This is a genomic window from Phycicoccus endophyticus (assembly GCF_011326735.1).
GTDB classification, from domain to species: domain Bacteria; phylum Actinomycetota; class Actinomycetes; order Actinomycetales; family Dermatophilaceae; genus Phycicoccus; species Phycicoccus endophyticus.
In genome coordinates, this window is the sequence record NZ_JAANCN010000010.1 from 46,310 (window position 1) to 69,368 (window position 23,059).

Annotated in this window: 20 protein-coding genes; 10 read left to right on the forward strand and 10 right to left on the reverse strand. The window is 72.9% G+C overall.

What is annotated here, in order from left to right:
* Nucleotides 1-36: 36 nt before the first annotated feature.
* Nucleotides 37-1,665: an acyl-CoA carboxylase subunit beta gene (locus G8D98_RS11655; protein WP_166103328.1), complete on the reverse strand. Its 1,629-nt coding sequence runs from the start codon at nt 1,663-1,665 to the stop codon at nt 37-39.
* A gap of 23 nt (nt 1,666-1,688) precedes the next feature.
* Here G8D98_RS11655 and G8D98_RS11660 point away from each other — a divergent pair, with 23 nt between their 5' ends.
* From G8D98_RS11660 to G8D98_RS11675, 4 genes are read left to right on the forward strand one after another with little or no spacing between them, the layout of a single operon-like run.
* Nucleotides 1,689-2,456 (forward strand): biotin--[acetyl-CoA-carboxylase] ligase, encoded by a 768-nt coding sequence (locus tag G8D98_RS11660; RefSeq protein WP_166103330.1) that lies wholly within the window; start codon nt 1,689-1,691, stop codon nt 2,454-2,456.
* A 13-nt stretch (nt 2,457-2,469) separates the two neighbouring features.
* Nucleotides 2,470-3,576, forward strand: coding sequence for an adenylate/guanylate cyclase domain-containing protein (locus tag G8D98_RS11665; RefSeq protein ID WP_166103333.1), 1,107 nt, complete (start codon nt 2,470-2,472; stop codon nt 3,574-3,576).
* Nucleotides 3,577-3,589: 13 nt separating this feature from the next.
* Complete coding sequence (locus G8D98_RS11670) at nt 3,590-4,270, forward strand: response regulator transcription factor (protein ID WP_166103336.1); 681 nt, start codon at nt 3,590-3,592, stop codon at nt 4,268-4,270.
* Nucleotides 4,271-4,276: 6 nt separating this feature from the next.
* Nucleotides 4,277-5,260: a sensor histidine kinase gene (locus tag G8D98_RS11675; RefSeq protein WP_166103339.1), complete on the forward strand. Its 984-nt coding sequence runs from the start codon at nt 4,277-4,279 to the stop codon at nt 5,258-5,260.
* A gap of 12 nt (nt 5,261-5,272) precedes the next feature.
* Here G8D98_RS11675 and G8D98_RS11680 read toward each other — a convergent pair whose 3' ends face one another.
* The gene (locus tag G8D98_RS11680) at nt 5,273-5,749 is read right to left on the reverse strand and encodes a GtrA family protein (RefSeq protein ID WP_166103341.1); all 477 of its coding nucleotides are present in this window, start codon (nt 5,747-5,749) and stop codon (nt 5,273-5,275) included.
* Nucleotides 5,750-5,791: 42 nt separating this feature from the next.
* On the opposite strand from G8D98_RS11680, the gene G8D98_RS11685 reads away from it, so the two are divergent.
* Nucleotides 5,792-6,976, forward strand: coding sequence for a 5-(carboxyamino)imidazole ribonucleotide synthase (locus tag G8D98_RS11685; protein ID WP_166103343.1), 1,185 nt, complete (start codon nt 5,792-5,794; stop codon nt 6,974-6,976).
* Between the two features lie 29 nt (nt 6,977-7,005).
* Entirely contained in the window at nt 7,006-7,500 is a 495-nt protein-coding gene (gene purE, locus G8D98_RS11690) for a 5-(carboxyamino)imidazole ribonucleotide mutase (protein ID WP_166103510.1), read from the forward strand.
* Nucleotides 7,501-7,530: 30 nt separating this feature from the next.
* Here purE and G8D98_RS11695 read toward each other — a convergent pair whose 3' ends face one another.
* Nucleotides 7,531-7,986, reverse strand: a complete 456-nt coding sequence (locus G8D98_RS11695; RefSeq protein ID WP_166103346.1) for a CoA-binding protein — start codon at nt 7,984-7,986, stop codon at nt 7,531-7,533.
* A gap of 55 nt (nt 7,987-8,041) precedes the next feature.
* Nucleotides 8,042-9,211 carry a nucleotide sugar dehydrogenase gene (locus G8D98_RS11700; RefSeq protein WP_166103360.1) on the reverse strand — a complete coding sequence of 390 codons (1,170 nt, stop codon included), beginning with the start codon at nt 9,209-9,211 and terminating at the stop codon, nt 8,042-8,044.
* 129 nt (nt 9,212-9,340) lie between these two features.
* Here G8D98_RS11700 and G8D98_RS11705 point away from each other — a divergent pair, with 129 nt between their 5' ends.
* A complete protein-coding gene (locus G8D98_RS11705; protein ID WP_166103363.1) occupies nt 9,341-10,402 on the forward strand; it encodes an LLM class F420-dependent oxidoreductase in 1,062 nt (353 codons plus the stop codon).
* A 46-nt stretch (nt 10,403-10,448) separates the two neighbouring features.
* Entirely contained in the window at nt 10,449-11,615 is a 1,167-nt protein-coding gene (locus tag G8D98_RS11710; protein WP_166103366.1) for an acyl-CoA dehydrogenase family protein, read from the forward strand.
* A 24-nt stretch (nt 11,616-11,639) separates the two neighbouring features.
* Here the strand turns inward: G8D98_RS11710 and G8D98_RS11715 are convergent, their stop codons facing one another.
* Together G8D98_RS11715 and G8D98_RS11720 are read right to left on the reverse strand one after the other, a co-directional pair.
* The gene (locus G8D98_RS11715) at nt 11,640-13,160 is read right to left on the reverse strand and encodes an LCP family protein (protein ID WP_229661762.1); all 1,521 of its coding nucleotides are present in this window, start codon (nt 13,158-13,160) and stop codon (nt 11,640-11,642) included.
* Between the two features lie 106 nt (nt 13,161-13,266).
* Nucleotides 13,267-14,517, reverse strand: a complete 1,251-nt coding sequence (locus G8D98_RS11720) for an LCP family protein (RefSeq protein ID WP_166103368.1) — start codon at nt 14,515-14,517, stop codon at nt 13,267-13,269.
* 164 nt (nt 14,518-14,681) lie between these two features.
* Here G8D98_RS11720 and G8D98_RS11725 point away from each other — a divergent pair, with 164 nt between their 5' ends.
* Nucleotides 14,682-16,241 carry an LCP family protein gene (locus tag G8D98_RS11725; protein ID WP_166103371.1) on the forward strand — a complete coding sequence of 520 codons (1,560 nt, stop codon included), beginning with the start codon at nt 14,682-14,684 and terminating at the stop codon, nt 16,239-16,241.
* 37 nt (nt 16,242-16,278) lie between these two features.
* Here G8D98_RS11725 and G8D98_RS11730 read toward each other — a convergent pair whose 3' ends face one another.
* Genes G8D98_RS11730 through glf form a run of 4 tightly spaced genes read right to left on the reverse strand, consistent with a single transcriptional unit; the run spans nt 16,279 to nt 21,034 of the window.
* Entirely contained in the window at nt 16,279-17,007 is a 729-nt protein-coding gene (locus tag G8D98_RS11730) for an ABC transporter ATP-binding protein (protein ID WP_166103374.1), read from the reverse strand.
* A gap of 1 nt (nt 17,008) precedes the next feature.
* Entirely contained in the window at nt 17,009-17,887 is an 879-nt protein-coding gene (locus G8D98_RS11735) for an ABC transporter permease (RefSeq protein ID WP_187566755.1), read from the reverse strand.
* Complete coding sequence (locus tag G8D98_RS11740) at nt 17,880-19,826, reverse strand: glycosyltransferase (protein WP_166103376.1); 1,947 nt, start codon at nt 19,824-19,826, stop codon at nt 17,880-17,882. Before G8D98_RS11740 ends, G8D98_RS11735 begins: the two co-directional genes overlap by 8 nt.
* A gap of 38 nt (nt 19,827-19,864) precedes the next feature.
* On the reverse strand, nt 19,865-21,034 hold the full coding sequence (gene glf / locus G8D98_RS11745) for a UDP-galactopyranose mutase (RefSeq protein WP_166103378.1): 1,170 nt from the start codon (nt 21,032-21,034) through the stop codon (nt 19,865-19,867).
* A 165-nt stretch (nt 21,035-21,199) separates the two neighbouring features.
* Between glf and G8D98_RS11750 the strand changes: the two genes are divergently transcribed.
* Nucleotides 21,200-23,032, forward strand: coding sequence for a hypothetical protein (locus G8D98_RS11750; protein WP_166103381.1), 1,833 nt, complete (start codon nt 21,200-21,202; stop codon nt 23,030-23,032).
* The last annotated feature ends 27 nt before the right edge of the window (nt 23,033-23,059 follow it).

The following is a 23,059-nucleotide window of genomic DNA, read 5'->3' on the forward strand; positions in this document are numbered from 1 at the left end:
GGCCGCCCGCGCGCCCCAGCTGCCCGGCCCGGCCCATCACAGCGGGATGTTGCCGTGCTTCTTCGGCGGCAGGGCCTCGCGCTTGGTGCGCAGCGCCCGCAGCGCCTTGGTGACGTTCATCCGGGTGTTCGACGGCGTGATCACGGTGTCGATGTAGCCCCGCTCCGCCGCGACGTAGGGGTTGGCCAGCGCCTCCTCGTACTGCTGGATGAAGGCCGCGCGCGCCTCCTCGACCGACTCGCCGGCCTCGGCGGCCCGCTTGAGCTCCTTGCGGTAGAGGATGTTCACCGCGCCCTGGGCGCCCATGACCGCGATCTGCGCCGTCGGCCAGGCGAGGTTGATGTCCGCGCCGAGGTGCTTGGACCCCATGACGTCGTAGGCCCCGCCGTACGCCTTGCGGGTGATCACCGTGACGAGCGGCACGGTGGCCTCGGAGTAGGCGTAGAGCAGCTTGGCGCCGCGGCGGATGATGCCGTCCCACTCCTGGTCGGTGCCGGGGAGGAACCCGGGGACGTCGACGAAGGTCAGCACGGGCACGTTGAACGCGTCGCAGGTGCGCACGAACCGCGCCGCCTTCTCGGAGGCGTCGATGTCGAGGGTCCCGGCGAGCTGCATGGGGTTGTTGGCCACGATGCCGACCGAGCGCCCCTCGACCCGGCCGAACCCGGTGATGATGTTCGGCGCGAACAGCGGGGCGACCTCGAGGAAGTCCCGGTCGTCGAGCACGCGGGTGAAGACGTCGTGCATGTCGTACGGCACGTTGGGGGAGTCGGGGATGATCGAGTCGAGGAACAGGTCCTCGTCGTTGACCTCGAGGTCGAGCTCGTCCCCGAACAGCGGGGGGTCCTCCATGTTGTTGCTCGGCAGGTAGGACAGCAGCGCCTTGACGTACTCGATGGCGTCGTCCTCGTCGCTGCCCATGTAGTGGGCCACCCCGGACTTGGTGTTGTGCGTCCGTGCGCCGCCGAGCTCCTCGAAGCCGACGTCCTCGCCGGTGACCGTCTTGATGACGTCCGGACCGGTGATGAACATGTGCGAGGTCTGGTCGACCATGACGGTGAAGTCGGTGACGGCGGGCGAGTACACGGCGCCGCCGGCACACGGGCCCATGACGAGCGAGATCTGCGGGACGACGCCGCTGGCGTGCACGTTGCGCCGGAAGATCTCCCCGTAGAGCCCGAGCGAGACCACGCCCTCCTGGATGCGCGCGCCGCCGGAGTCGTTGACGCCGACCACCGGGCAGCCGACCCGCATCGCGAAGTCCATGATCTTGACGATCTTCTCGCCGAAGACCTCGCCGAGGGACCCGCCGAAGACGGTGAAGTCCTGGGCGAACACGGCGATGGTCCGCCCGTCGACGGTGCCGTAGCCGGTGACGACGCCGTCACCGTAGGGCCGGTTCTTGTCCTGGCCGAACGCCACCGAGCGGTGGCGGGCGTACTTGTCCATCTCGACGAACGACCCCTCGTCGAGAAGCAGCTCGAGGCGCTCGCGCGCGGTCTTCTTGCCGCGCTTGTGCTGCTTCTCGACGGCGCGCTGGGAGCCAGCGTTGGCGACCTCGGCGACACGGCGCTTGAGGTCGGCCAGCTTCCCGGCGGTGGTCGTCGTGTCGATGTCTGCGGGGACGTCGGTTCCCCCGATGGAGTGCAGGTCGCTCGTCGACATGTCTCGAGCCTAGCCTTGGCCACGTGGAGGACACGCCCCAGACCGGCTCGCTCGGCGCGGTATCCGTCACACCTGGGGACCCCTGGGGTCCGGTGGAGGTGCGCGAGCGCGTCGGGTCAACCAACGACGAGCTGCGCCGCGACCCGCGACCGTGGCGCGTGCTCGTCGCCGACGTCCAGGAGAGCGGGCGCGGGCGGCTCGGGCGGGCGTGGACGACGACGCCGGGGACGGCGCTCGCGGTCTCGCTCGTCGTGCCCGTCCCGACCTCCGGTGCCGGCTGGGTGCCGCTGTTCGCCGGCCTGGCCCTGCACCGCGCGGTCGCCGAGGTCGCCGGCGTCGAGACCCGCCTGAAGTGGCCCAACGACGTCGTCGTGCCCGCCGACGGCGAGCGCAAGCTCGCCGGCATCCTCTGCGAGTGGACCCCCGGCGGGGTCGTCGTCGGCGCGGGCGTCAACGTCGACACCCCGCGCAGCGGGCTCCCGCTGGACACCGCGACCTCGCTGCGCGCCTGCGGGGCGCCCGGGGTCGAGCGCACCGCGCTGCTCGAGGCCTACCTGCACGACCTCGCCGTCGTGCTCCGGGAGGACCACGGCCCCTTCGGGCCGTCCGCGGCCGGCTACCGCGAGGCATGCGGCACCGTGGGGCGCGAGGTCGAGGTGCACGCCCCCGACGGCTCCCTCCGGCGAGGCCGGGCGACAGGGGTCGACGCGGAGGGCAGACTGACCGTGCGCACCGACGGCGTGACGAGCGCCGTCTCCGCGGGCGACGTCGTCCACGTCCGGCCGCGGTGAGGGAAGGAGGAGGATGACCCAGGCGGAGCCGGACCCCGAGGACGTCGTCCCGGTCCCTCCCGCGGAGCCTGCGGCGGGCGACCTGGCCGCCCGCATCGAGCGCTCGCTGCTCGGCCGTCCGGCGTCGATGGCCCGGGCCGAGGTCAGCGAGTCCGCGGGCGTCGACCCCGTCGCGGCGCGCAGGTTCTGGCACGCCATGGGCTTCCAGGTCGTCGAGGACGACGAGGCGATGTTCACCGAGGCCGACCGGGAGGCGCTGCGCCGGGTCACCGACCTCGTGCGGCACGGGGCGGTCAGCGAGGAGCTCGCCTACGGCATGACCCGCGCCTTCGCCCGCACCGCCGACCGGCTCGCCGTCTGGCAGACCCAGCTCGTCGCCGAGTCGCTGACCCCCGACCCGCTCGAGGAGCTCGAGGGCAAGGACACCCGCTCGGTCCCCGAGCCGCGGATCGCCGCCGACGCCGCCAACCTGCTCTCCCGCACCGTCGACGAGGTCGAGCCACTGCTCGTCTACGTCTGGCGTCGCCACCTGACCAACGCCATCCAGCGCATGCTCGCCGACGCCGACCCGGCCGTGCGCTCGGACCCCTCGGCGCCGGTGCGGGCCGTGGGGTTCGCCGACCTGGTCTCCTTCACCTCGTTCGTGCGCCGGATGAGCGAGCGCCAGCTGGCCCGCCTCGTCCAGCGCTTCGAGCTGCTCGCGAGCGACGTCGTCGCCGAGCACGGCGGCCGGGTGATCAAGACCGTCGGCGACGAGGTCCTCTTCGTCCACACCGAGGTGGCCGCCGCGTCCGCCATCGCCCTCGACCTCGTCGACGCCATGGCCGAGGACGAGCTCATCCCGCCGGTGCGGGTGGGGCTGGCGCGCGGCCGGGTCGTCTCCCGGCTCGGTGACGTCTTCGGGGTCACGGTGAACAAGGCCAGCCGGATCACGGCGGTGACCCCCTCGGGGTCGGTGTACGTCGACGAGAGCATGGCCGCGGCACTGCGCTCGGTCTCGGGCTTCACCGCCACCGAGCGCCGCCGCCGGACGCTGCGCGGCATCGGCACGGTCACCCTCCACGAGCTGCGCCGCGCGCCGGGAGGGCGCCGTCCCACCGCGCCGGAACCGCCCGCGTGACTACCATCGGCCCATGACCACCGTGCTGCTCGCCGAGGACGACCCGGCCATCTCCGACCCGCTCGCCCGTGCGCTGCGGCGCGAGGGGTACGAGGTCGAGGTGTGCGCCGACGGGGAGTCGGCGCTCGAGAGCGCGCTGCGCCAGCCCGACCTCGTCGTGCTCGACCTCGGCCTGCCCGCGATGGACGGGCTCGAGGTGTGCCGGAGGCTGCGCCAGGAGGGCAGCAGCGTCCCGGTCCTCATCCTCACGGCGCGGGCCGACGAGGTCGACACCGTCGTCGGCCTCGACGCCGGCGCCGACGACTACGTGACCAAGCCCTTCCGGCTGGCCGAGCTGCTGGCCCGCGCCCGGGCCCTGCTGCGGCGCGGCACCGGCGAGGCGACCGAGGACGAGGGCCAGCCGCTCGTCGACATCGACCCGGAGGGGCGGCGGGTCTTCCTGCGCGGCGAGGAGGTGCAGCTGACGGGCAAGGAGTTCGAGCTGCTGCGGGTCCTCGTCGCCAACGAGGGCAAGGTCGTCTCCCGGGAGAAGCTCATGCGCGACGTCTGGGACAGCGCCTGGTACGGCTCGACGAAGACCCTGGACATGCACATCTCCGTCCTGCGTCGCAAGCTCGGCGACGACGCCGCGAGCCCGCGCTACATCACGACGATCCGCGGGCTGGGCTTCCGCTTCGACGCTCCGGTGGACTGAGCGCCGGTGCGCCGCATCGTGCTCGGGGTGGCGCTGCAGGTCGCGCTGCTCACGGTCGTGGCCGTGGGGGCGGCCGCCGCGGCCGTCGTCGCGCTGCCCCGACCCAGCCGGGAGGACCCCGGGTCGTGGGTGCTGCCCGGTGCCGTCGCCGGCGGCGCGCTCGCGCTCTCGGTGCTCGGCGCCCTCTGGCTCGGGGAGCGCAGCGCGGTCCGGGTGTCGGGGCTGCTCGAGACGCTGCGCCAGCGGGTCGAGCGGCTCAACGCCGGCGACCGCCCGGTGCCGCTGGACTCGGGGATCGCCGAGGTCGACCGGCTCGACGCCGAGCTGGTCCGGGGGGCCCAGCAGGGCGCTCGCCGGCTCGCCTCCGAGCGCGACTTCGCCGCGGACGCCTCCCACCAGCTGCGGACCCCGCTCACCGCACTGCTCATGCGGCTCGAGGAGATCAGCGCCACCGACGACCTCGGCGTCGTCGCGGAGGAGTCGGCCATCGCCATCGACCAGGTCGAGCGGCTCAGCAACGTCGTCGACGACCTCATGACGCGCACCCGGCACGGCGCGGAGGCCAACCCCTCGGTCTCGCTGGACTCGGTGATCGCCGGGCTGCAGCGGGAGTGGCAGCCGGCCTTCGCCCAGGCGCGGCGGAGCATCAAGGTGAGCGGTGAGCGGGGGCTTGTCGTGCGCGCGACGCCGGTCGCGCTCGGCCAGATCCTCACGACGCTGCTGGAGAACTCGCTCGCCTACGGGCGGGGCACCGTCGAGGTGAACGCCCGCCGGGCCGGACCCTCGGTCGTCATCGAGGTGAGCGACGCCGGCGACGGGGTCCCGGCGGCGATCGCGCCCCACATCTTCGAGCGCTCGGTGTCCTCCTCCGGCTCCGGGCTCGGGCTCTCGCTCGCGCGGGACCTCGCCGAGGCCGCGGGCGGCCGGCTCGAGCTGGCCCGGGCGACCCCGCCGGTGTTCGCGCTGTTCCTCTCGGTGAGCCAGACCTGAGGGCCGGGGCCCTCAGAGCGGCTCGTGGGCGAAGACGAGCCGCCGGTAGGCCCAGAAGCGGAACAAGGTGCCGAGCCCGATCCCGAGGACGGTGGCGACGTTGTCGGCGAGGGTGGAGTCCAGCCCGAGCGTGTAGTGCGAGAGCGCGAGCACGAGCGCCGAGATCCCGAGCGCGACGAGGTTGACGCCGAAGAAGAGCCCGACCTCGTGGTGCATACGGCGGCTGCGACGGTGCCGGAAGGTCCACTGCCGGTTCCCCACCCAGGCCACCAGCGTGGCCACGGCGCCGGAGACGATCTTCGCGGTCGTCACCCGGTCGGCGAGGACGGTGTGCCAGAGGAGGTTCGCCAGGCCGAGGTCGACGACGAAGGCGACCGCCCCGACGACCCCGAACTTGATGACCTCCCGGTAGAGGACGTCGAGCGCCTCGCGCAGTGCCGCGACCGCACGGCCGAGGGGCCCCCGGGGGGGTGCGTCCTGGGCAGTCACCCGCGCAGCCTACCGAGGGCGGGCTGTCGATATCCTCACCCGGTGACCACCCCACGCCGCGCCCCCGGGGGCTTCCCCGTCGTGGGCATCGTCGGTGGGGGCCAGCTCGCCCGGATGTGCGCCGGGCCGGCGGCCGAGCTCGGGGTGACCCTGAGCGTCCTCGCCGAGGCCCCCGACGCCAGCGCCGCCCTCGTCGTGCCGAGCGCGCCGGTCGGCCACCACACCGACACCGATGCCGTCCTGCGGTTCGCCTCGGCCTGCGACGTCGTCACCTTCGACCACGAGCACGTGCCGCCCGAGGTGCTCGAGCGGCTCGTGGCCTCCGGGGTGGCGGTCCACCCGGCACCGGAGGCGCTGCGCTTCGCCCAGGACAAGCTCGCGATGCGCGAGCGGCTCGGCGGGCTCGGGGTGCCCTGCCCGCGGTGGGCCCGCGCCGACACGCTCGCCGACGTCGAGGCGTTCGGGCGGGAGGTCGGGTGGCCGCTCGTCGCCAAGACGCCGCGCGGTGGGTACGACGGGCGGGGGGTGCGGGTGGTCTCCGCGGCCACGGAGCTCGCCGAGTGGCTCGAGCGGGCGGCCACGACCGGCACCGGGCTGCTGCTCGAGGAGCGGGTCGACTTCCGGCGCGAGCTCGCGGTGCTCCTCGCGCGCAGCCCCTCCGGCCAGGCGGCGGCCTGGCCGGTCGTCGAGACGGTGCAGACCGACGGGATCTGCACCGAGGTGCTCGCACCCGCCCCCGGGCTCGACCCCGACCTGTCCGCCCGCGCCGTCGAGGCGGGGCTGCGGGTGGCCGGCGAGCTCGGGGTCACCGGTGTGCTCGCCGTCGAGCTGTTCGAGGTCGAGGATGCCGGCGGCGCGCCCGGGTTCGTCGTCAACGAGCTGGCGATGCGTCCGCACAACTCGGGGCACTGGTCGATGGACGGGGCGGTGACCGGGCAGTTCGAGCAGCACCTGCGGGCCGTGCTCGACCTGCCGCTGGGGTCCCCGCGCCCGCACGCGCCGTGGACCGTCATGGCCAACGTGCTCGGCGGCGACTACCCGCAGCTCTACCCGGCCTACCGGCACGTCATGGCCCGCGACCCCGAGGTCAAGGTGCACCTCTACGGCAAAGACGTGCGCCCCGGGCGCAAGATCGGGCACGTCAACGTCTCCGGCGGCGACCTGGCCGACCTGCGCGAGCGCGCGGTCCACGCCGCCGACTACCTCACAGGAGTGGTGACGCAGTGAGCAGCACAGCGCCCGTCGTCGGCGTCGTCATGGGATCGGACTCGGACTGGCCGGTCATGGAGGCCGCCGTCACCGCGCTCGAGGAGCTCGGGGTCGCCTGCGAGGTCGACGTCGTCTCGGCGCACCGGATGCCCCAGGAGATGCTCCGGTACGGCGCGAGCGCCGAGGAGCGTGGCCTGCGCGTCCTCGTCGCCGGCGCCGGCGGTGCCGCGCACCTGCCGGGGATGCTCGCGGCCGTGACCTCGCTGCCGGTGGTCGGCGTGCCGGTGCCGCTGGCGCACCTCGACGGGCTGGACTCGCTGCTCTCGATCGTCCAGATGCCGGCGGGCGTGCCGGTGGCCACCGTCTCGGTCGGCGGTGCCCGCAACGCCGGCCTGCTCGCGGCCCGCATCCTCGGTGCCGGTGAGGGTCCCGAGGCCGAGCGGCTGCGCGCCGCGACGGGGCGCCTGCGGGAGGACCTGCGGGAGACGGCGCACGCCAAGGGCGCTGCCCTGCGCGCCCGCCGTGGGCAGGCCGAGGGCTGAGCCGCCCACGGCCGGCCGCTCAGCGCACCGTCAGCGCACCATGCCGTCGCTGCGCACCCGGGGCCACTCGATCATCGGGCAGGTGTCCATGACGACGGCCAGGCCGGCCCGGCGCGCCCGCCGGGCCGCCTCGGCGTCGACGACGCCGAGCTGCATCCACACGGCGTCGATGGTCAGGCGGTCCTTGTGCTCGATCACCTCGTCGACGACCGCGCCGACGTGCTCGGAGGCGACGAAGCAGTCGACGACCTTGATGTCCTGGTCGGGGATGTCGGCGATCGAGGCGTAGCCCTGCGCACCGTGGACGGTCTCGGCCTTGGGGTGGACCGGGATGATCGGCTTGCCCAGCTCGACGGTCAGCCAGCGCGAGACCGACCACGCCGGCCGGCTGCGGTTGTCCGACAGCCCGACGACGACCCAGATGCCGGGGTCCATGAGCAGCTCGCGGATGAGGGTCTCGTCGTTCTGGTGCTGCAGTGCGCCCATGGCCCACATCATGCCCGCTCCGGCGGCCCGGGAAACAGGTCCGGGAGGGCTCGGCTCAGTCGCTGCCGAAGAGGTCGCGGGTGTAGACCCGGTCGGCGACGTCGGCCAGCTCGGGCACCCGGCGGTTGGCGACGATGACGTCGGCCCGTTCCTTGAGCTCCTCGAGCGAGACGACGGGCGAGCCGTAGAAGGTGTCCTCGCCGAGCTCGGGCTCGTGGACGAGGACCTCCACGCCCTTGGCCTTGATCCGCTTCATGACCCCCTGGATGCTGCTGCTGCGGAAGTTGTCCGACCCGGACTTCATGATGAGCCGGTGGATGCCCACGACCCGGGGCTCGCGCGCGAGGATGTCGGTGGCGACGAAGTCCTTGCGCGTGGTGTTGGCGTCGACGATCGCCCGGATGAGGGTCTGGGGGACGTCGGCGTAGTTGGCCAGCAGCTGCTTGGTGTCCTTGGGCAGGCAGTAGCCGCCGTAGCCGAAGCTCGGGTTGTTGTAGTGCGTGCCGATCCGGGGGTCGAGGCCGACGCCGTCGATGATCTCCCGCGGGTCGAGGCCGTGGGTGGCCGCGTAGGTGTCGAGCTCGTTGAAGTACGCCACCCGCATCGCGAGGTAGGTGTTGGCGAACAGCTTGATCGCCTCGGCCTCGGTGCTGCCCGTGAGCAGGACCGGGACCTCGTCGTCGAGGGCGGCGTCGGCGAGCAGCCGGGCGACGCGCTCGCCGGCCGGGCCGCGGTCGCCGACGACGACCCGGGAGGGGTGCAGGTTGTCGTGCAGCGCCCGGCCCTCGCGCAGGAACTCGGGGGAGAAGATGACCTGGTCGGTACCGAGCTGCTCGCGCAGACCCTGGGTGAAGCCGACCGGCACGGTCGACTTCACGACGACGGTCGCCCGCGGCTCGAGCCCGACGACGTCCCGGGCCACCTGCTCGACACTGCTCGTGTCGAAGTAGTTGGTCTGCTCGTCGTAGTTGGTCGGGGTGGCGACGATGACGACGTCGCTGCCCGGGTAGGCCTCGCGCGGGTCGGTCGTCGCCTGCAGCCGCAGCCCGCCGGACCGCAGTTGCTCCTCGATGTCGGGGTCGTGGATCGGGCTGCGTCCGGCCCGGAGCAGCTCGACCCGCTCCGGGGCGATGTCGTAGGCGACGACGTCGTGCTGGCGGGCGAGCAGGACGGCCAGCGAGAGCCCGACGTAGGAGGTCCCGACGACGCAGATGCGATGGGTCACGGCGCCCAGCGTAGAGGCCCGCGCCGGTCACCGCCGAGACCGCCCCGCACGCGGTGCCCGCGGCCCCCGGGTGCCGGCCACCGTGCCTCGGGCATGATCGGGGGCGGACCCCGACACCGAGGAGATCGCATGAAGTTCGGACTGTTCATCCCGCAGGGCTGGCGCCACGACCTCGTCGGCGTCGACCCCGCCCAGCACTGGGGCGTCATGGCGGGTCTCGCGCGGCGGGCCGACGGGATCGAGGACTGGTCCTCGATCTGGGTCTACGACCACTTCCACCCCGTGCCCCGCCCGACCGAGGCCGGCGTGCACGAGGCCTGGTCGCTCATGGCCGCCTTCGCCGGGGTGACCGGGCGGGTGCGCCTCGGGCAGATGTGCACCTGCATGTCCTACCGCGAGCCGACCTACCTGGCGAAGGTGGCGGCGACCGTCGACGCGGTCTCGGAGGGGCGGCTCGAGATGGGCATCGGGGCCGGCTGGTACGAGCACGAGTGGCGCGCCTACGGCTACGGCTTCCCGGGCGCGGGGGAGCGCCTGGCCCGGCTGCGCGAGGGCGTCGAGGTCATGCGCCAGATGTGGACCACCGGCCGGGCGACGTTCGCCGGGGAGCACTACACCGTCGACGGCGCGATGTGCTTCCCCCAGCCCCTCCAGGGGACCTCGGTGCCGGGGTCGCGGGCCAACGGGATCCCGCTGTGGGTCGCCGGCGGCGGGGAGCGCAAGACCCTGCGGATCGCCGCCGAGTACGCCGACTACACGAACTTCTCCGGGATGCCCGAGGAGTTCAGCCACAAGTCGCAGGTCCTGCAGGAGCACTGCCGGGACATCGGGCGCGAGTACGACGAGATCGTGCGCAGCGCCAACTTCAACGTCGTCATCGGCCGGGACGAGCGCGAGGTCCGGGAGCGGCTGGCCTGGGTGCGCGACCACTACACCGCCGCCGGCCTGCCCGAGGACGTCGTCGAGTCCACCGTGCGCAGCTTCGAGGAGGGCCCGCTCGTCGGCACCCCGGAGCAGGTGCTCGAGGCGCTCGCCGACCTCGAGCGGCGGGGCATGACGTACGCCGTGACGTACTTCGTCGAGCAGGCCTACGACCTCAGCGGTGTCGAGCTCTTCGAGCGGGAGGTGCTGCCCGAGCTCGTGGACCGGGAGCGGCACGGTCACCTGTGGCACCTGCTGCGGGGCGAGTGACGGCTCGGCGTGCCGGCGGTCGGTACCGGCCAGTAACATGGAGGGCATGAGCGGCGCCGCGGACTTCGACACCTACCGGCTCTCCGAGGACCACGAGGCCGTCCGCGAGGCGGTCCGGGCGCTCGCGGAGGACAAGATCAAGCCCTTCGCGGCCCAGGTCGACGAGGAGTCCCGCTACCCCCAGGAGGCGCACGACGCCCTCGTCGCGGCCGACTTCTTCGCGCCCCACGTGCCCGAGCAGTACGGCGGGGTCGGGGCCGACGCCCTCGCGACGTGCATCGTCATCGAGGAGGTCGCCCGGGTCTGTGCGTCCTCGAGCCTGATCCCCGCCGTCAACAAGCTCGGGTCGATGCCGCTGCTGCTCGCCGGCAGCGAGGAGCTCAAGGGGCGCTACCTGCCGCCGCTCGCCCGGGGGGAGTCGACCTTCTCCTACGGCCTCTCCGAGCGCGAGGCGGGCTCGGACACCGCCGCGATGCGCACCCGCGCCGTGCGCGAGGGCGAGGACTGGGTCCTCTCCGGGCAGAAGTCGTGGATCACCAACGCCGGGGTCTCGCAGTACTACACGGTCCTCGCGGTCACCGACCCCGAGGGGCGGCGGGGCAACAACGTCACGGCCTTCGTCGTCGAGCAGTCCGACGAGGGCTTCTCGGTCGGGGAGAAGGAGCGCAAGCTCGGCATCAAGGGCTCGCCGACGCGCGAGCTGCACTTCGACTCCTGCCGCATCCCCGGTGACCGCGTCGTCGGCGAGGTCGGGGCCGGGCTCAAGCTGGCGCTGGCGACCCTGGACCACACCCGGGTGACCATCGGCGCCCAGGCGGTCGGTATCGCCCAGGGCGCCCTCGACGAGGCGCTCGCCTACGTCAAGGAGCGCCGGCAGTTCGGCCGTGCGGTCGCCGAGTTCCAGGGCGTGCAGTTCATGCTCGCCGACATGGCGATGCAGCTCGAGGCGGCCCGGCAGCTCGTCTACGTCGCGGCGGCCAAGTCCGAGCGCGGCGAGCCCGACCTGCCGTTCTTCGGTGCGGCCGCCAAGGCGTTCGCGAGCGATGTCGCCATGCGGGTCACCACCGACGCCGTCCAGCTGCTCGGCGGTGCGGGCTACACCCGGGACTTCCCCCTGGAGCGGATGATGCGCGACGCGAAGATCACCCAGATCTACGAGGGCACCAACCAGGTGCAGCGCATCGTCATGGCCCGCCAGCTCCTCGGGGGCTGAGTCCGCCTCTCGAGGCCGCGCCGGTCAGGAGGTCGAGCAGATGCTCTCGTTGGCCGGCCGGGTCGAGATGGTCGGCTGCGGGGACGGCTCGGTCGCGGTGACCGGCTGGTCGGGCAGCGGCTCGCTCCCGAGCCGGTTGGGGACCTCGACGACCGCGGGCGAGCCCGGTCCGAGCGTCACCCGGACGGTCTCGCCGAGGCCCTCGGCCTTGCGCACCGTCGCGCCCGGGAAGGCGGCCGCCACCGTGCGGGCCGCCTGCGCCTGGCCGGCCGAGTACTCGACGAGCACCCCGTCCTCCACCTCGCCGGAGGCATCCCCGACCTGCACCGAGGCGAAGCCCTGCACGGTCAGGGCCGCGGCGCTCTGCCCGGCGAGCCCGCTGGTGCCCGAGGCGTTGAGCACGAGGACGTCGATGTCGTCGGGCGAGACGCTCAGCGCGCTGGCGCTCGGCGAGGGGGAGGGGGATCGCGTGGCCGCGGGCTCGTTGACCCGGTGGTCCTCGCGCAGCGACTCCCAGATAACCTCGGCGGAGTCCTGCCACTGCACCCGGTTGGGGTCTGCGGGGTAGGTCTCGTTGGGCACGGTGACGAACTCGATGTTCTCGAGGCCGATCTCCCGCACACTCTCGGCGAGGTCGCGCATCGTGCCCAGCCCGAAGTCCGGGTCGGTCGTCAGCGAGCGGGTGGCCGCGTCGAGGAAGCCGTAGAGGGCCGTGGGCCGGAAGAGCAGCCGGCTCGAGGTGGCCTCCTGGGCGACCGAGGACAGGAAGGCCTGCTGGCGCTTGATCCGGCCGAGGTCGGAGCCGTCGCCGACCGACTTGCGCACGCGCACGTAGGCCAGGGCCTGCTCGCCCTGGAGGGTGTGCGTGCCGGCGCTGAGCTGCAGCCCCGAGTCCTCGTCGTCGATCGCCTCCTCGGTGCACACCTCCACCCCCCCGAGCGCGTCGACCATGTCCTGGAAGCCGCGGAAGTCCACGACCGCGTAGTGGTCGACGTAGACCCCGGTGTTGCCCTCGAGGGTGCGGATGAGGCAGCCGATCCCGCCGATCTGGTAGTTGTGGTTCCACTGCCGGGTGACCCACTGGGTCTTCGGGGCGTCCGAGGAGCACTCCGGCGGCGCCGGTGTCATCGAGTCGCGGGGGATGGAGACCACGCTCGCCCACGTCCGGTCCTCGGAGAGGTGGACGAGCAGGTTGGTGTCGGAGTGGTCGCCGGGGTCGTCGGGTGACATGCCGATCTCGTTGTTGCCTTTGCCCTTACGGGTGTCGGAGCCGACGAGCAGGATGTTGACGGCGTCTGGGGCGGCCTGGGTCGGGCGGTCGGTGCCGATGGCGTCCGAGACGTCGACCTTGGTGATGTTCGCGTTGAGCCGCCACGCCGCGAGCAGCCCGGCGCCGCCACCGACGGCGAGCACCGCGACGACGGCCACGGCCACCCGGCGGCGCCACGGGTGGGCCCGTCGCGGGTGGTGGATGTCGCGCCGGCGCGGGTAGGCCTGCTGGAGGTCCGGCGTCGGGTCACCCTCGTGCGGCGTGGCGCCGTCCACCGACCCCTCCCTCCGTGTGCGTCAGGCCCCGCGGGCGCGGGACCGGGCGAGTGTAACGACCGGGGCTGGGGGCCGGCTGAGAGCCCGGCGGTGCCCCGGGGCGGGGTCAGCCGCCACTCGGGACGCCGTCGGTGCCCGCCGGTGCCTTCTCCAGCGGCGTCCCCTCGCGCAGCATGGTGAACAGGTTCGCGGCGCGCTCGTCGTCCCAGAGGACGGAGGACCCGGCCGAGGTCGTGGCGTTGACGTCCGAGACGGGCACCACGAGGCTCAGGGTGTCGCCCGAGGAGACGCTGCGCATCGTCGAGAGGATCCGGTAGGCGTCGAGCAGGCTGGTGTCCTCGCCGACGACGACGCTCGAGGCGGCCGAGTGGGTGAAGCCCCACCAGCGCCAGGGGACGAGCACGGTCGAGGGGGTGGCCGCCTTGGACATCACGGCGCCGAGGAACTGTCGCTGGCGCTCGGCGCGCCCGAGGTCGCCCTTGGGGTCGGAGTAGCGCGCCCGGACGTAGCCGAGGGCGGTCGGGCCGTCGAGGGTCTGGCAGCCCTTCTTGACGTTGAGGTGGGCCAGCTTGTCCTTGATGTTGCGCGGGATGCACAGGTCGACGCCGCCGAGGCTGTCGACGACGTTGGCGAAGCCCCCGAAGCCGATCTCGACGTAGCCGTCGAGGCGCAGGCCGGTGGCCTGCTCGAGGGTCTGCACGAGCAGCTTCGGGCCGCCGAAGGCGAAGGAGGCGTTGACCTTGTTGCTGCCGTACCCGGGGATCGGCAGGTAGCTGTCGCGGGGGATGGAGATCAGCGCGGCCTTGCCCGATCCCGAGGGGACGTGGACGAGGATGATCGAGTCCGTGCGGCGCCCGGCGGCGCTGCCGGTGCCGAGCCGCTTCTTCTGCTGGGCGGTCAGGCCCTGGCGGCTGTCGGAGCCGACGAGCAGGTAGGTGTGGCCGTCGCCCGCGGCGGGCCGGTCGCCGCTCGGGGTCGTGTCCTCCCGGCTCACGGTGGACCAGGCGTGCCAGGGCGCGACGGCGGTGAAGGCCAGCCAGCCGACGAGCACGACGACGAGCACCACCCACGCGCGCGGCCGCCGGCGCCGGCGCCCGGTCGGGCGGGGCGTGCGGGCCGCGGCCGGGGGGACCGGGCGGCCGTACTCGTCGTACGCGGTCTCGCCCGCGGCCGCCGGTGTGGCCGTTGCCGCCCGGGGGCCCGCGGAGCGCGCGCCCGAGCCGCTCGGGGAGGTGGCTGCCCCCGGGCGACGGGTACCGGCGGCGCGGCGGCGCCTGGTGTCGACGACGTAGACGTCGTCGCTCGAGTCCGACCGGCCCCGCTGGGGGATGGGTCGGGGCTGCTCGTCCTCGCTCATGGCTCGCTCTCGGGTCGGGGGCCGACGACCCACCAGTGTGGCACCGGCAGGTGGGCCGGCCCTCGACGGACACCGCGACGCGCCGTCACGCGCGCCCCACGCGCCTCGTCAGCCCCGGCGCGCCTCTGCGCCCGGGCCACCCCGGTGGGTGATACTCGGCGCCCATGGGACCACAGCGGGGCGCGCTCCTCGAGCGCGGCCAGGCGCAGGGGCCGATCCGCATCGACACCCGGGACGCCGGCGTCCGGCGGCGGGGCCGCCGCCGCGCCGTCACCCTCCTGCTGCTCACCGCCGTCCTGCCCGGCGCGGGTCATCTCGCGGCCGGGAGCCGGCGGGTCGGCCGGGTCGCCCTGCGGGTCTGGGCCGGGGTGGTCGCCGGGGCCCTGCTGCTCGGGATGCTCGCCCTCGCCGACCGGCACGCCGCCCTCAGCCTGCTCTCCCACACGTGGGCGCTGGCACTCCTGCAGCTGCTCCTGCTGGCCTTGGCGGCCCTGTGGGCGGGGCTGCTCGTCGACGCGTGGCGGCTCGGTCGGCCGCACACCCTGCCGCTGCGCGACCGGCGCGGTCTCGTCGGGCTGCTCGTCGGGCTGCTCCTGGTCCCCGCGCTCGTGGCCTGGCTCGGGATGGCGGCGGGAACCGCTCGGGCGGCCCTCGGCACGATCTTCACCGAGGGTGCCCCCGCCGGCACCGTCGACGGCCGCTACAACATCCTCCTGCTCGGCGGTGACAGCGGCGCCGGCCGCGAGGGGCTGCGCCCGGACAGCATCCAGCTGGCGAGCATCGACGCCACGACCGGGCGGGCGGTGCTCTTCGGCTTCGCCCGCGAGACCGAGAACATCCACTTCGAGCCCGGCTCGGTCATGGCCCGGCTCATGCCGGAGGGTTGGGCCTGCGGCGACGAGTGCCTGCTCAACGCGCTCTACACCTGGGGGCGTGACCACGCCTCGCAGTTCCCGCGGGGCACCCGCAACCCGGGTCTCGTCGCGACCACCGAGGCGGTCGAGGCGCTCTCCGGGCTCGACGTGCAGTACTACGTGCTCGCCGACCTCCAGGGCTTCTCCAGCCTCGTCGACGCCGTGGGCGGGCTCGACATCACCGTGCAGCGCCGCACGCCGATCGGCGGGGGCTCCACCCCGGTCATCGGCTACGTCGAGCCCGGGGCCCGCCATCTCGACGGCTACCGGGCCCTCTGGTACGCCCGCAGCCGGGAGGGCTCGACCAACTACGAGCGGATGGCCCGGCAGCGGTGCGTCGTCACCGCGCTCGTGCGCCAGCTGGACCCCTCGACGGTGCTCACGAACTTCGGCGACATCGTCGCCGCCACCCGGGGTGTCGTGCGCACCGACATCCCCACGTCGGCCCTGTCCGACCTGGCCGAGGTGGCCCTGAAGACCAAGCAGGAGAAGATCACCTCGGTCAACTTCGTCCCCCCGCTCATCAAGCCGTGGGACTACGACCCCCGGCTCGTGCGCCGGACCGTCGCCGAGGCGATCGAGGCCAGCCGGGGCGCCCCGGCCGCCAGCGAGCCCGACCAGACCGCGGCCGAGAAGACCACCGAGAAGGCCACGGCCACGGCGGGCACGCGGAAGGCCACGGCGGGCACGGCCGGCACGCGGAAGGCCACGGCGAGCCCGGCACCGAGCACGCCGGCGGTCATGGAGCGCCCCGGGTCGGACCCGGACGCCAACACCACCGACCTGGCGAGCGTCTGCGCGGCCGGCTGAGCCGACCGCGCCGGGCCCTCGGCGTCGCCCGGGCGCGCTACTCCTCGCCGCGCATCCGCCGGACGACGGCGTGCGGCTCGTCGTCCATGACGACCCGCCCGTGCTCGAGCAGGATGCCCCGGGTGCACAGGTCGGCGACCATGTTCAGGTCGTGGCTGACGATGACCAGGGTCTTGTGCTCGTCGCGCAGCTCCTTGATCCGGTCGATGCACTTGCGCTGGAAGGGCTCGTCGCCGACGGCGAGGATCTCGTCGACGAGGAAGATGTCGGGGTCGGTGTGCACCGCGACGGCGAAGGCCAGGCGCAGGAACATGCCCGAGGAGTAGAACTTGACCTCGGTGTCGATGAAGTCGGGGATCTCGGAGAAGTCGACGATGGAGTCGAAGGCCGCGTCGATCGCCGCCTCGCTCATCCCGAGGATCGCCCCGTTGAGGTAGACGTTCTCCCGGCCGGTCAGGTCGGGGTGGAAGCCGGCGCCCACCTCGATCAGCCCGGCCACCGACCCCCGCAGCCCGATCCGGCCCTCGTCGGGCGTCAGCACCCCGGAGATGCACTTGAGCAGGGTCGACTTGCCCGAGCCGTTGAACCCGAGGAGGGCGACCGTCTCGCCCTCCTCGATGCTCAAGGTGACGTCGTCGAGGGCGGTGAAGGCGTTGGGCCGCTCGCTCGCCCCGCGGACGGCCCGGGCGGCGATCTCCTTGAGGGAGCGCACGTGCTTGATCCGGAAGGTCTTCACGAGGTCCTCGACGACGATGCTCGCGCTCACCTCACAGCTCCTGGGCGAAGGTGCGCGAGAGCCGGCGGAAGACCCGGTCGCCGACGACGAGCGCGAGCGCGGAGAGGGCCAGGGCGAGGCCCGCGTGCGCCCACAGGTGGTCGACGACGCCGCTCACGCGGTCGGTCTCGGTGGCCGCCCCCCACCAGAAGGCCCGGTGGAAGAGCTCCACGGCGGCGGTCAGCGGGTTGGCGAGGTAGAGCTGGACGAGCCACGGGTGGTGGACCAGGGCGTCGCGGACGAAGGTCCAGGCGTAGAGGACGGGGGAGAACCACACGGCCACCATGAGCACGAGGTCGACGACGTTCTCGATGTCCCGGTAGGCGACGTTGACGGCCGCGAAGAGCAGGCCGAGCCCGAGGGAGAGCGCGAGGACGATGACGACGCCGACGACGAAGGCCGCGAGCCCGACCAGGTCCGGGAGCCAGCCGGAGGCGAGCGCCCCGAGGACGAGGATGACGACCTGTGGTGCGAAGTGCACGAGGGCCACGAACACCGACGAGACCGGGAAGAGCTGGCGCGGCAGGAAGATCTTGTTGACGAGGGGGGCGTTGTAGACGATCGAGCGGGTGGCGTTGCCGAGGATCTCGGTCGCGAGGTTGATCGCGATCATCCCGGAGAACAGGTAGACGGCGAACGGGGAGATGGCCCGTGAGAGCCCGAGGAAGGAGCCCATGACGAAGTAGAAGACGAGGAACTGCACCCCGGGCTTGACGTAGCTCCAGGCCAGGCCCAGGACCGAGGCCTGGTAGCGGACCCGCAGCTCCTTGCGCACGAGCAGGGCGAGCAGGTACCGGTGCGCGCCGATGGCGAGCAGGCCACGTGCCTGCCCCGGCGTCCACATGCCCGCCGGTGCGGCGGACTCAGCCATCCTGGGCCGGGTTCGCGGCGAACGTGGCCTCCCACGCCTCGAGGGAGGTGAACCGTCCGGCCGCCGCGCGGTACTCGCGCCGCAGGGAGGACCACCGGGCGAGCATCGTGCGGTGCAGGAGGATGCTGCGGGTGAGGTAGGCGCGGAAGGTCTCCGGCTCGCGCACGTACATCGAGACCCCGGAGCCGTCCGCGGAGGTGACGAGGGCGGAGTCGACGTGCGAGAGCCGCCACCACTTCGCCGCGGCCGCCGCGACCCGCTCCTCGGGCACCCGCTGGGCCGTGGCGTGCACCGGGCGCAGCTGGCGGGCGCCGCCACCGAGGGCGGAGAGGGCCAGGCGCAGCCCGCTGCGAGGGCGGCTGGGCTCCTTGCCCTTCGGCGGCGGCCGGCGCCGGCTCGGGCGGGGGAAGTCCGCGGGGTCCTTGCTCACGGCGGCGTCGGGGTGGTTCGCCCGCAGCGCCCGGACCTCGGCAAGGGAGGACCCGAGGCTCTCGTGGAGGTGGTCGGGACCGGAGAGCACGTCCTCGAGCCCCTTCAGGCGCAGCTCGACGGCGGAGTACTGCAGCGTCAGCAGGTGCTTGACGTCGGCGGCGAAGCTCTCCCGCGGCAGCGACCCGGGCCGTCGGTACGGGGTGTGCATCAACGCGACGAGCCACCGGTTGCGCTGGTGGTAGTAGGCCTGCCAGTCGATCGAGTCGTCCTTGTCGGTCCACGGCACGTGCCAGACCGCGGCACCCGGCAGCGACACCGTCGGGTAGCCCGCCTCGCGGGCGCGCAGGCTGTACTCGGAGTCGTCCCACTTGATGAACACCGGCAGGGCGAGCCCGATCTCCCGGATGACCTCCACGGGGATCAGGCTCATCCACCAGCCGTTGTAGTCGACGTCGATCCGCTTGTGCATCCAGCGGGTCGCACGCAGCGGCGAGGCGACGAGGTCGTGGGCCGGCTCGGTGTCCGGGTGCGGGCCCCACCACGTCCGGTAGAGGTTGACCTTCTCCCCGAAGGCATGCAGCTGGGACTTGGCGTACATCGAGAACATGTGGCCGCCGACGATCGTCGGGACCCGGCAGAAGTCGGCGAAGGTCACCGCCCGGCGGATGCCCTCCGGCTCGGTGACGACGTCGTCGTCGAGCAGCAGCACGTAGTCGGAGGCGCCGGCCCGGACGGTCTCGGCCATCGCCCGCGAGAAGCCCCCGGAGCCGCCGAGGTTGCCCTGGCGCAGCAGGCGCAGCCGGTCGCCGAGCGCGGCAGCGGCCTCGTCGTAGCCCTCCTCGTCGCTGACCAGCCGGTTCCCCTGGTCGACGACGTACACGGTGTCGACGTAGTCGGCCAGGCCGTCGTCGGCGGCGAACCCCTGCAGCTGGGCCAGGCAGTAGTCGGGGCGGTTGAAGGTCGTGATGCCGACCGAGGCCGTGCCCCGGCGGCGGGCCCTGGCCTCGTCGACGAACCAGGAGGCGCCCTCGAGGACGGCGTCCTCCTCCTTGGCGTGCACGTCGAACCAGTACCAGCCGCCGTCGCCGAAGGAGGTCAGCGGCAGCACCCGCGAGACGGTCCCGGCCTCGGCGTCGAGGTACTCCACGCGCTGGGTGTCGCCGCGGGGGTTGGACTTGTAGATGCCGACCTGCGCGCGTGAGCCGAGGGTGATCCGCAGCTCGACCTCGGTGACGTCGGTCCACGCCCGCCAGTACGAGGCGGGGAAGGCGTTGAAGTACGTGGCGAGCGAGGCCTTGGAGCCGTGGGCGACGGTCAGGGTGTGCCGCCCGGAGAACTCCAGACCGTCGTCGGTGCCGGCGGTCACGACCGGCCGCTCGTCCGTCTGGCGGGGCAGGCCGTTGACGTCGAGCCGGATCGGCTGGATCGTCGTGGAGAGGTCCACGTAGAGCGCGAGGGTGTCCGGGTCCCCGTTCTCCGGGAAGACCACCCGGTGCACCTCGCGCATGGTGGTGGCCGTCGCCGGCCGTTTCGTCGTCGTCGCGGTCACTGCTCGCTCCCCACGCCGGCGCCGAACAGCGGCGCCAGCTTGTTGTCGACCATCGACAGGGCCGAGCCGATGGCCATGTGCATGTCGAGGTACTGGTAGGTGCCCAGCCGCCCCCCGAAGAAGACCTGCGGCTCCTCGGCGGTGCGGGCGCGGTAGGCCTCCAGCCGCTCGCGGTCGGTGGCCGTGTTGATCGGGTAGTAGGGCTCGTCGCCGCGCTCGGCGAAGCGCGAGAACTCGCGCATGATGACCGTTGAGTCCTGCGGGTAGTCGCGCTCGGGGTGGAAGTGCCGGAACTCGTGGATGCGGGTGTACGGCACGTCCGCGTCGGCATAGTTCATCACCGAGGTGCCCTGGAAGTCGCCGGTCGGGAGCACCTCCTGCTCGAAGTCGAGGGTGCGCCACGACAGCTCGCCCTGGGCGAAGTCGAAGTAGCGGTCGACCGGCCCGGTGTAGACGACGGGGACCCGCCCGACGGTGGCGGACTTGTTGACCGGCTGGGACTCGTCGAAGAAGTCGGTGTCCAGCGTGACCGTGATGCGCGGGTGGTCGGCCATCCGCTCCAGCCAGGCGGTGTAGCCGTCGACCGGGAGGCCCTCGTGGGTGTCGTTGAAGTACCGGTTGTCGTAGGTGTAGCGCACCGGGAGCCGCTTGATGATCGAGGCGGGCAGCTCGGTGGGGTCGGTCTGCCACTGCTTGGCGGTGTAGTCGCGGATGAACGCCTCGTACAGCGGCCGGCCGATGAGGCTGACCCCCTGCTCGTCGAGGTTGCTCGGCGTCCGGTCACCGAGCTCGGCGGCCTGCTCGCGGATCAGGGCGCGGGCGGCGTCCGGCCCGTGCGCGCTGCGGAAGAACTGGTTGACCGTGCCGAGGTTGATCGGCATCGGGTAGACCTCGCCGTGGTGGGTCGTGTACACGCGGTGGACGTAGTCGGTGAACCGGGTGAAGCGGTTGACGTACTCCCACACCCGCTCGTTGGAGGTGTGGAAGAGGTGGGCGCCGTAGCGGTGCACCTCGATGCCGGTGGTGGGCTCGGCCTCGGAGTAGGCGTTCCCGCCGATGTGGGGTCGCCGGTCGACGACGGCGACGTCCACCCCGAACTGCTCCGCGAGCCGCTCGGCCACCGTCAGGCCGAAGAAGCCCGAACCCACAACAACGACGTCGCTCACTGCTCACAACCTTCGGACGGGACACTCGATCGGCGATGCGCGGCCCAGCGTAACGGCTCGCGCGCCGCGCGCCGTCGTGACGTGGCCCGGATACACTCGTGCTGCCTTGCGCCGGCGCGCTTTCGGTGCACGCCCGCTCGCCCACGATCCCGAGGAGCCCCCCAGGTGTCCGGTTCTGCCCCGACGAGCACCCCCTCGCCGACCGACGAGACCGGTGCCCGAGGCCGCGACCCCGGTAGTCGCCTGTGGTGGGCTGCGGCGGTCCTCACCGTCGTCGCGACGGCCGCCATCTACTACCTCGTCTCGCTCAGCGCCATCGCCCCGCGCACGCCGTGGGACGAGAACGGGGTGCTCGAGCTCGGTCGCGCGCTCTCCGGCGACGACAACGTCACCCCGATGTGGACGAGCGGGTACTACCCGGGGTGGCCGGTGCTCATCGCGCCGATCTGGTGGTTCACCAGCAGCGCCGCGACCGTCTACCTCGCGGCGAACACGCTGAGCAACGTCATCGGGCTGGCGACGATCGTGCCGCTCGCGCTCATCGGGCGCCGCATCGGCCTGACCACACCCCAGGCGGTCACGGCGGGCGCCCTGACGATGATGCTCCCCTCGAACGCGGGCCTGGCCGACTACGTCCTCTCCGAGCAGCTGCTCGGCTTCCTCATCGTGTGGGCCGCCTACTTCGTCTTCCGGCTCGACTCACGGCCCTCGCTCGGCAACGCGCTCGGCCTGCTCGCCTTCACCCTGGGCGCCGTGTTCACCCACCCCCGGGCCCTCGTCGTCGCCCCCGTCGTGCTCATCTGGCTCGTCGGCCGCGCCGTCCTGCAGCGGCGCAGCCGGCGCACCCTGCTCCTCGTCGTCCTCGTCGTCCTCGTCACGGTGCCGTTGGTCAAGCTCGGGGCCGACGGGCTGGCCTCGCTCAACACCCGGGGCGGGTTCAGCCAGGGCGAGGGCCTGATGCGCACGCTGCGCAACTTCGAGCCCTTCACCTTCGTCAAGGTCCTCTTCACCGAGACCTGGGCCCAGCTCGTGGCCACCCTGGGCCTCATCGCGCTCGGCGCCGTCGCGGTGACGGCCCGCGCCTACGTCGAGGTCGTGCGGCTGCGCACCTTCGGGCCGATGGTGTTCGTCTTCGGCCTCTCCCTGGCCGGCGCCCTGCTGGCGTTCTTCGCCGGGTCGCGCGAGGGTGCGAAGTACTACGGCTCCGAGCCCCGTCTGGACTCCTGGCTCTACACCCGCTACATCAACCCGTTCATCATCGTCGCCGTCCTCGTCGGCGTCGCCGTGCTCTTCAAGGTCGTCTCGGCGCGGCTGCTCGCCGTCTCGATCGCCCTGGCGGCGTTCGTCGCGGGCGTCGTCGTCCTCGTCTTCGCGGACTCGCTGCCCACGTGGGGGTCGACCTACGGGCCGGGGAACGTCGCGGGCCTGCGGGCCTGGGAGGGGATGTGGCCCACCGGCCAGCCCTACGACATCCCCCTGCGGCCGACCCTGGAGAACGGCAGCCGGTTCTGGCTGGTCGCCTCGCTCTTCCTCGGGGTGGTCATGCTCGCCTACGCGGGCTTCACCCGCTCCTCGCGCGTCATGGTGCCGTTCCTCGTCGCACTGACCGCGGTCTACGCGGCGATGTCCAACCCGAGCCTCGCGCGCGAGTACCCCGCGCACATCGAGGCCGCGGTCAAGAGCGCGGAGTCGGTGGCCGGGGACGGGTACCTCTCGCTCGACATCGACATCAAGTGCCGGACGGGCCGCAACTCCCGGCCCACGACGGTCAACTGGCTCGGGTACTGGATGTCGCCGCGCGACGTCGACCTCGTCGACCCCACCAAGGAGGACTTCGACGCCGACCTCATCGTCGCGTGCGTCGACTGGGACCGGGCGCAGTCCCTCGGTGCCCAGCCGCTCGCGGACTCCGAGAACTACGGGTTCCAGGTGTGGGTCCCGGCGGGCAGCCTCCAGGACGAGCTCGAGCAGGCGGGCGAGCTGGCGAGCGCCGGGTAGCTCCGGCGGCCGGCGCCGCGGCCGGCC

What these genes read in the sequence shown, in the direction of transcription:
- G8D98_RS11655 (WP_166103328.1), bottom strand. Translation starts at nt 1,665, where the DNA reads ATGTCGACGAGCGACCTGCACTCCATCGGGGGAACCGACGTCCCCGCA.
- G8D98_RS11665 (WP_166103333.1), top strand. Translation starts at nt 2,470, where the DNA reads ATGACCCAGGCGGAGCCGGACCCCGAGGACGTCGTCCCGGTCCCTCCC.
- G8D98_RS11670 (WP_166103336.1), top strand. Translation starts at nt 3,590, where the DNA reads ATGACCACCGTGCTGCTCGCCGAGGACGACCCGGCCATCTCCGACCCG.
- purE (WP_166103510.1), top strand. Translation starts at nt 7,006, where the DNA reads ATGGGATCGGACTCGGACTGGCCGGTCATGGAGGCCGCCGTCACCGCG.
- G8D98_RS11695 (WP_166103346.1), bottom strand. Translation starts at nt 7,986, where the DNA reads ATGGGCGCACTGCAGCACCAGAACGACGAGACCCTCATCCGCGAGCTG.
- G8D98_RS11705 (WP_166103363.1), top strand. Translation starts at nt 9,341, where the DNA reads ATGAAGTTCGGACTGTTCATCCCGCAGGGCTGGCGCCACGACCTCGTC.
- G8D98_RS11710 (WP_166103366.1), top strand. Translation starts at nt 10,449, where the DNA reads ATGAGCGGCGCCGCGGACTTCGACACCTACCGGCTCTCCGAGGACCAC.
- G8D98_RS11720 (WP_166103368.1), bottom strand. Translation starts at nt 14,517, where the DNA reads ATGAGCGAGGACGAGCAGCCCCGACCCATCCCCCAGCGGGGCCGGTCG.
- G8D98_RS11725 (WP_166103371.1), top strand. Translation starts at nt 14,682, where the DNA reads ATGGGACCACAGCGGGGCGCGCTCCTCGAGCGCGGCCAGGCGCAGGGG.
- G8D98_RS11735 (WP_187566755.1), bottom strand. Translation starts at nt 17,887, where the DNA reads ATGGCTGAGTCCGCCGCACCGGCGGGCATGTGGACGCCGGGGCAGGCA.
- G8D98_RS11740 (WP_166103376.1), bottom strand. Translation starts at nt 19,826, where the DNA reads ATGCGCGAGGTGCACCGGGTGGTCTTCCCGGAGAACGGGGACCCGGAC.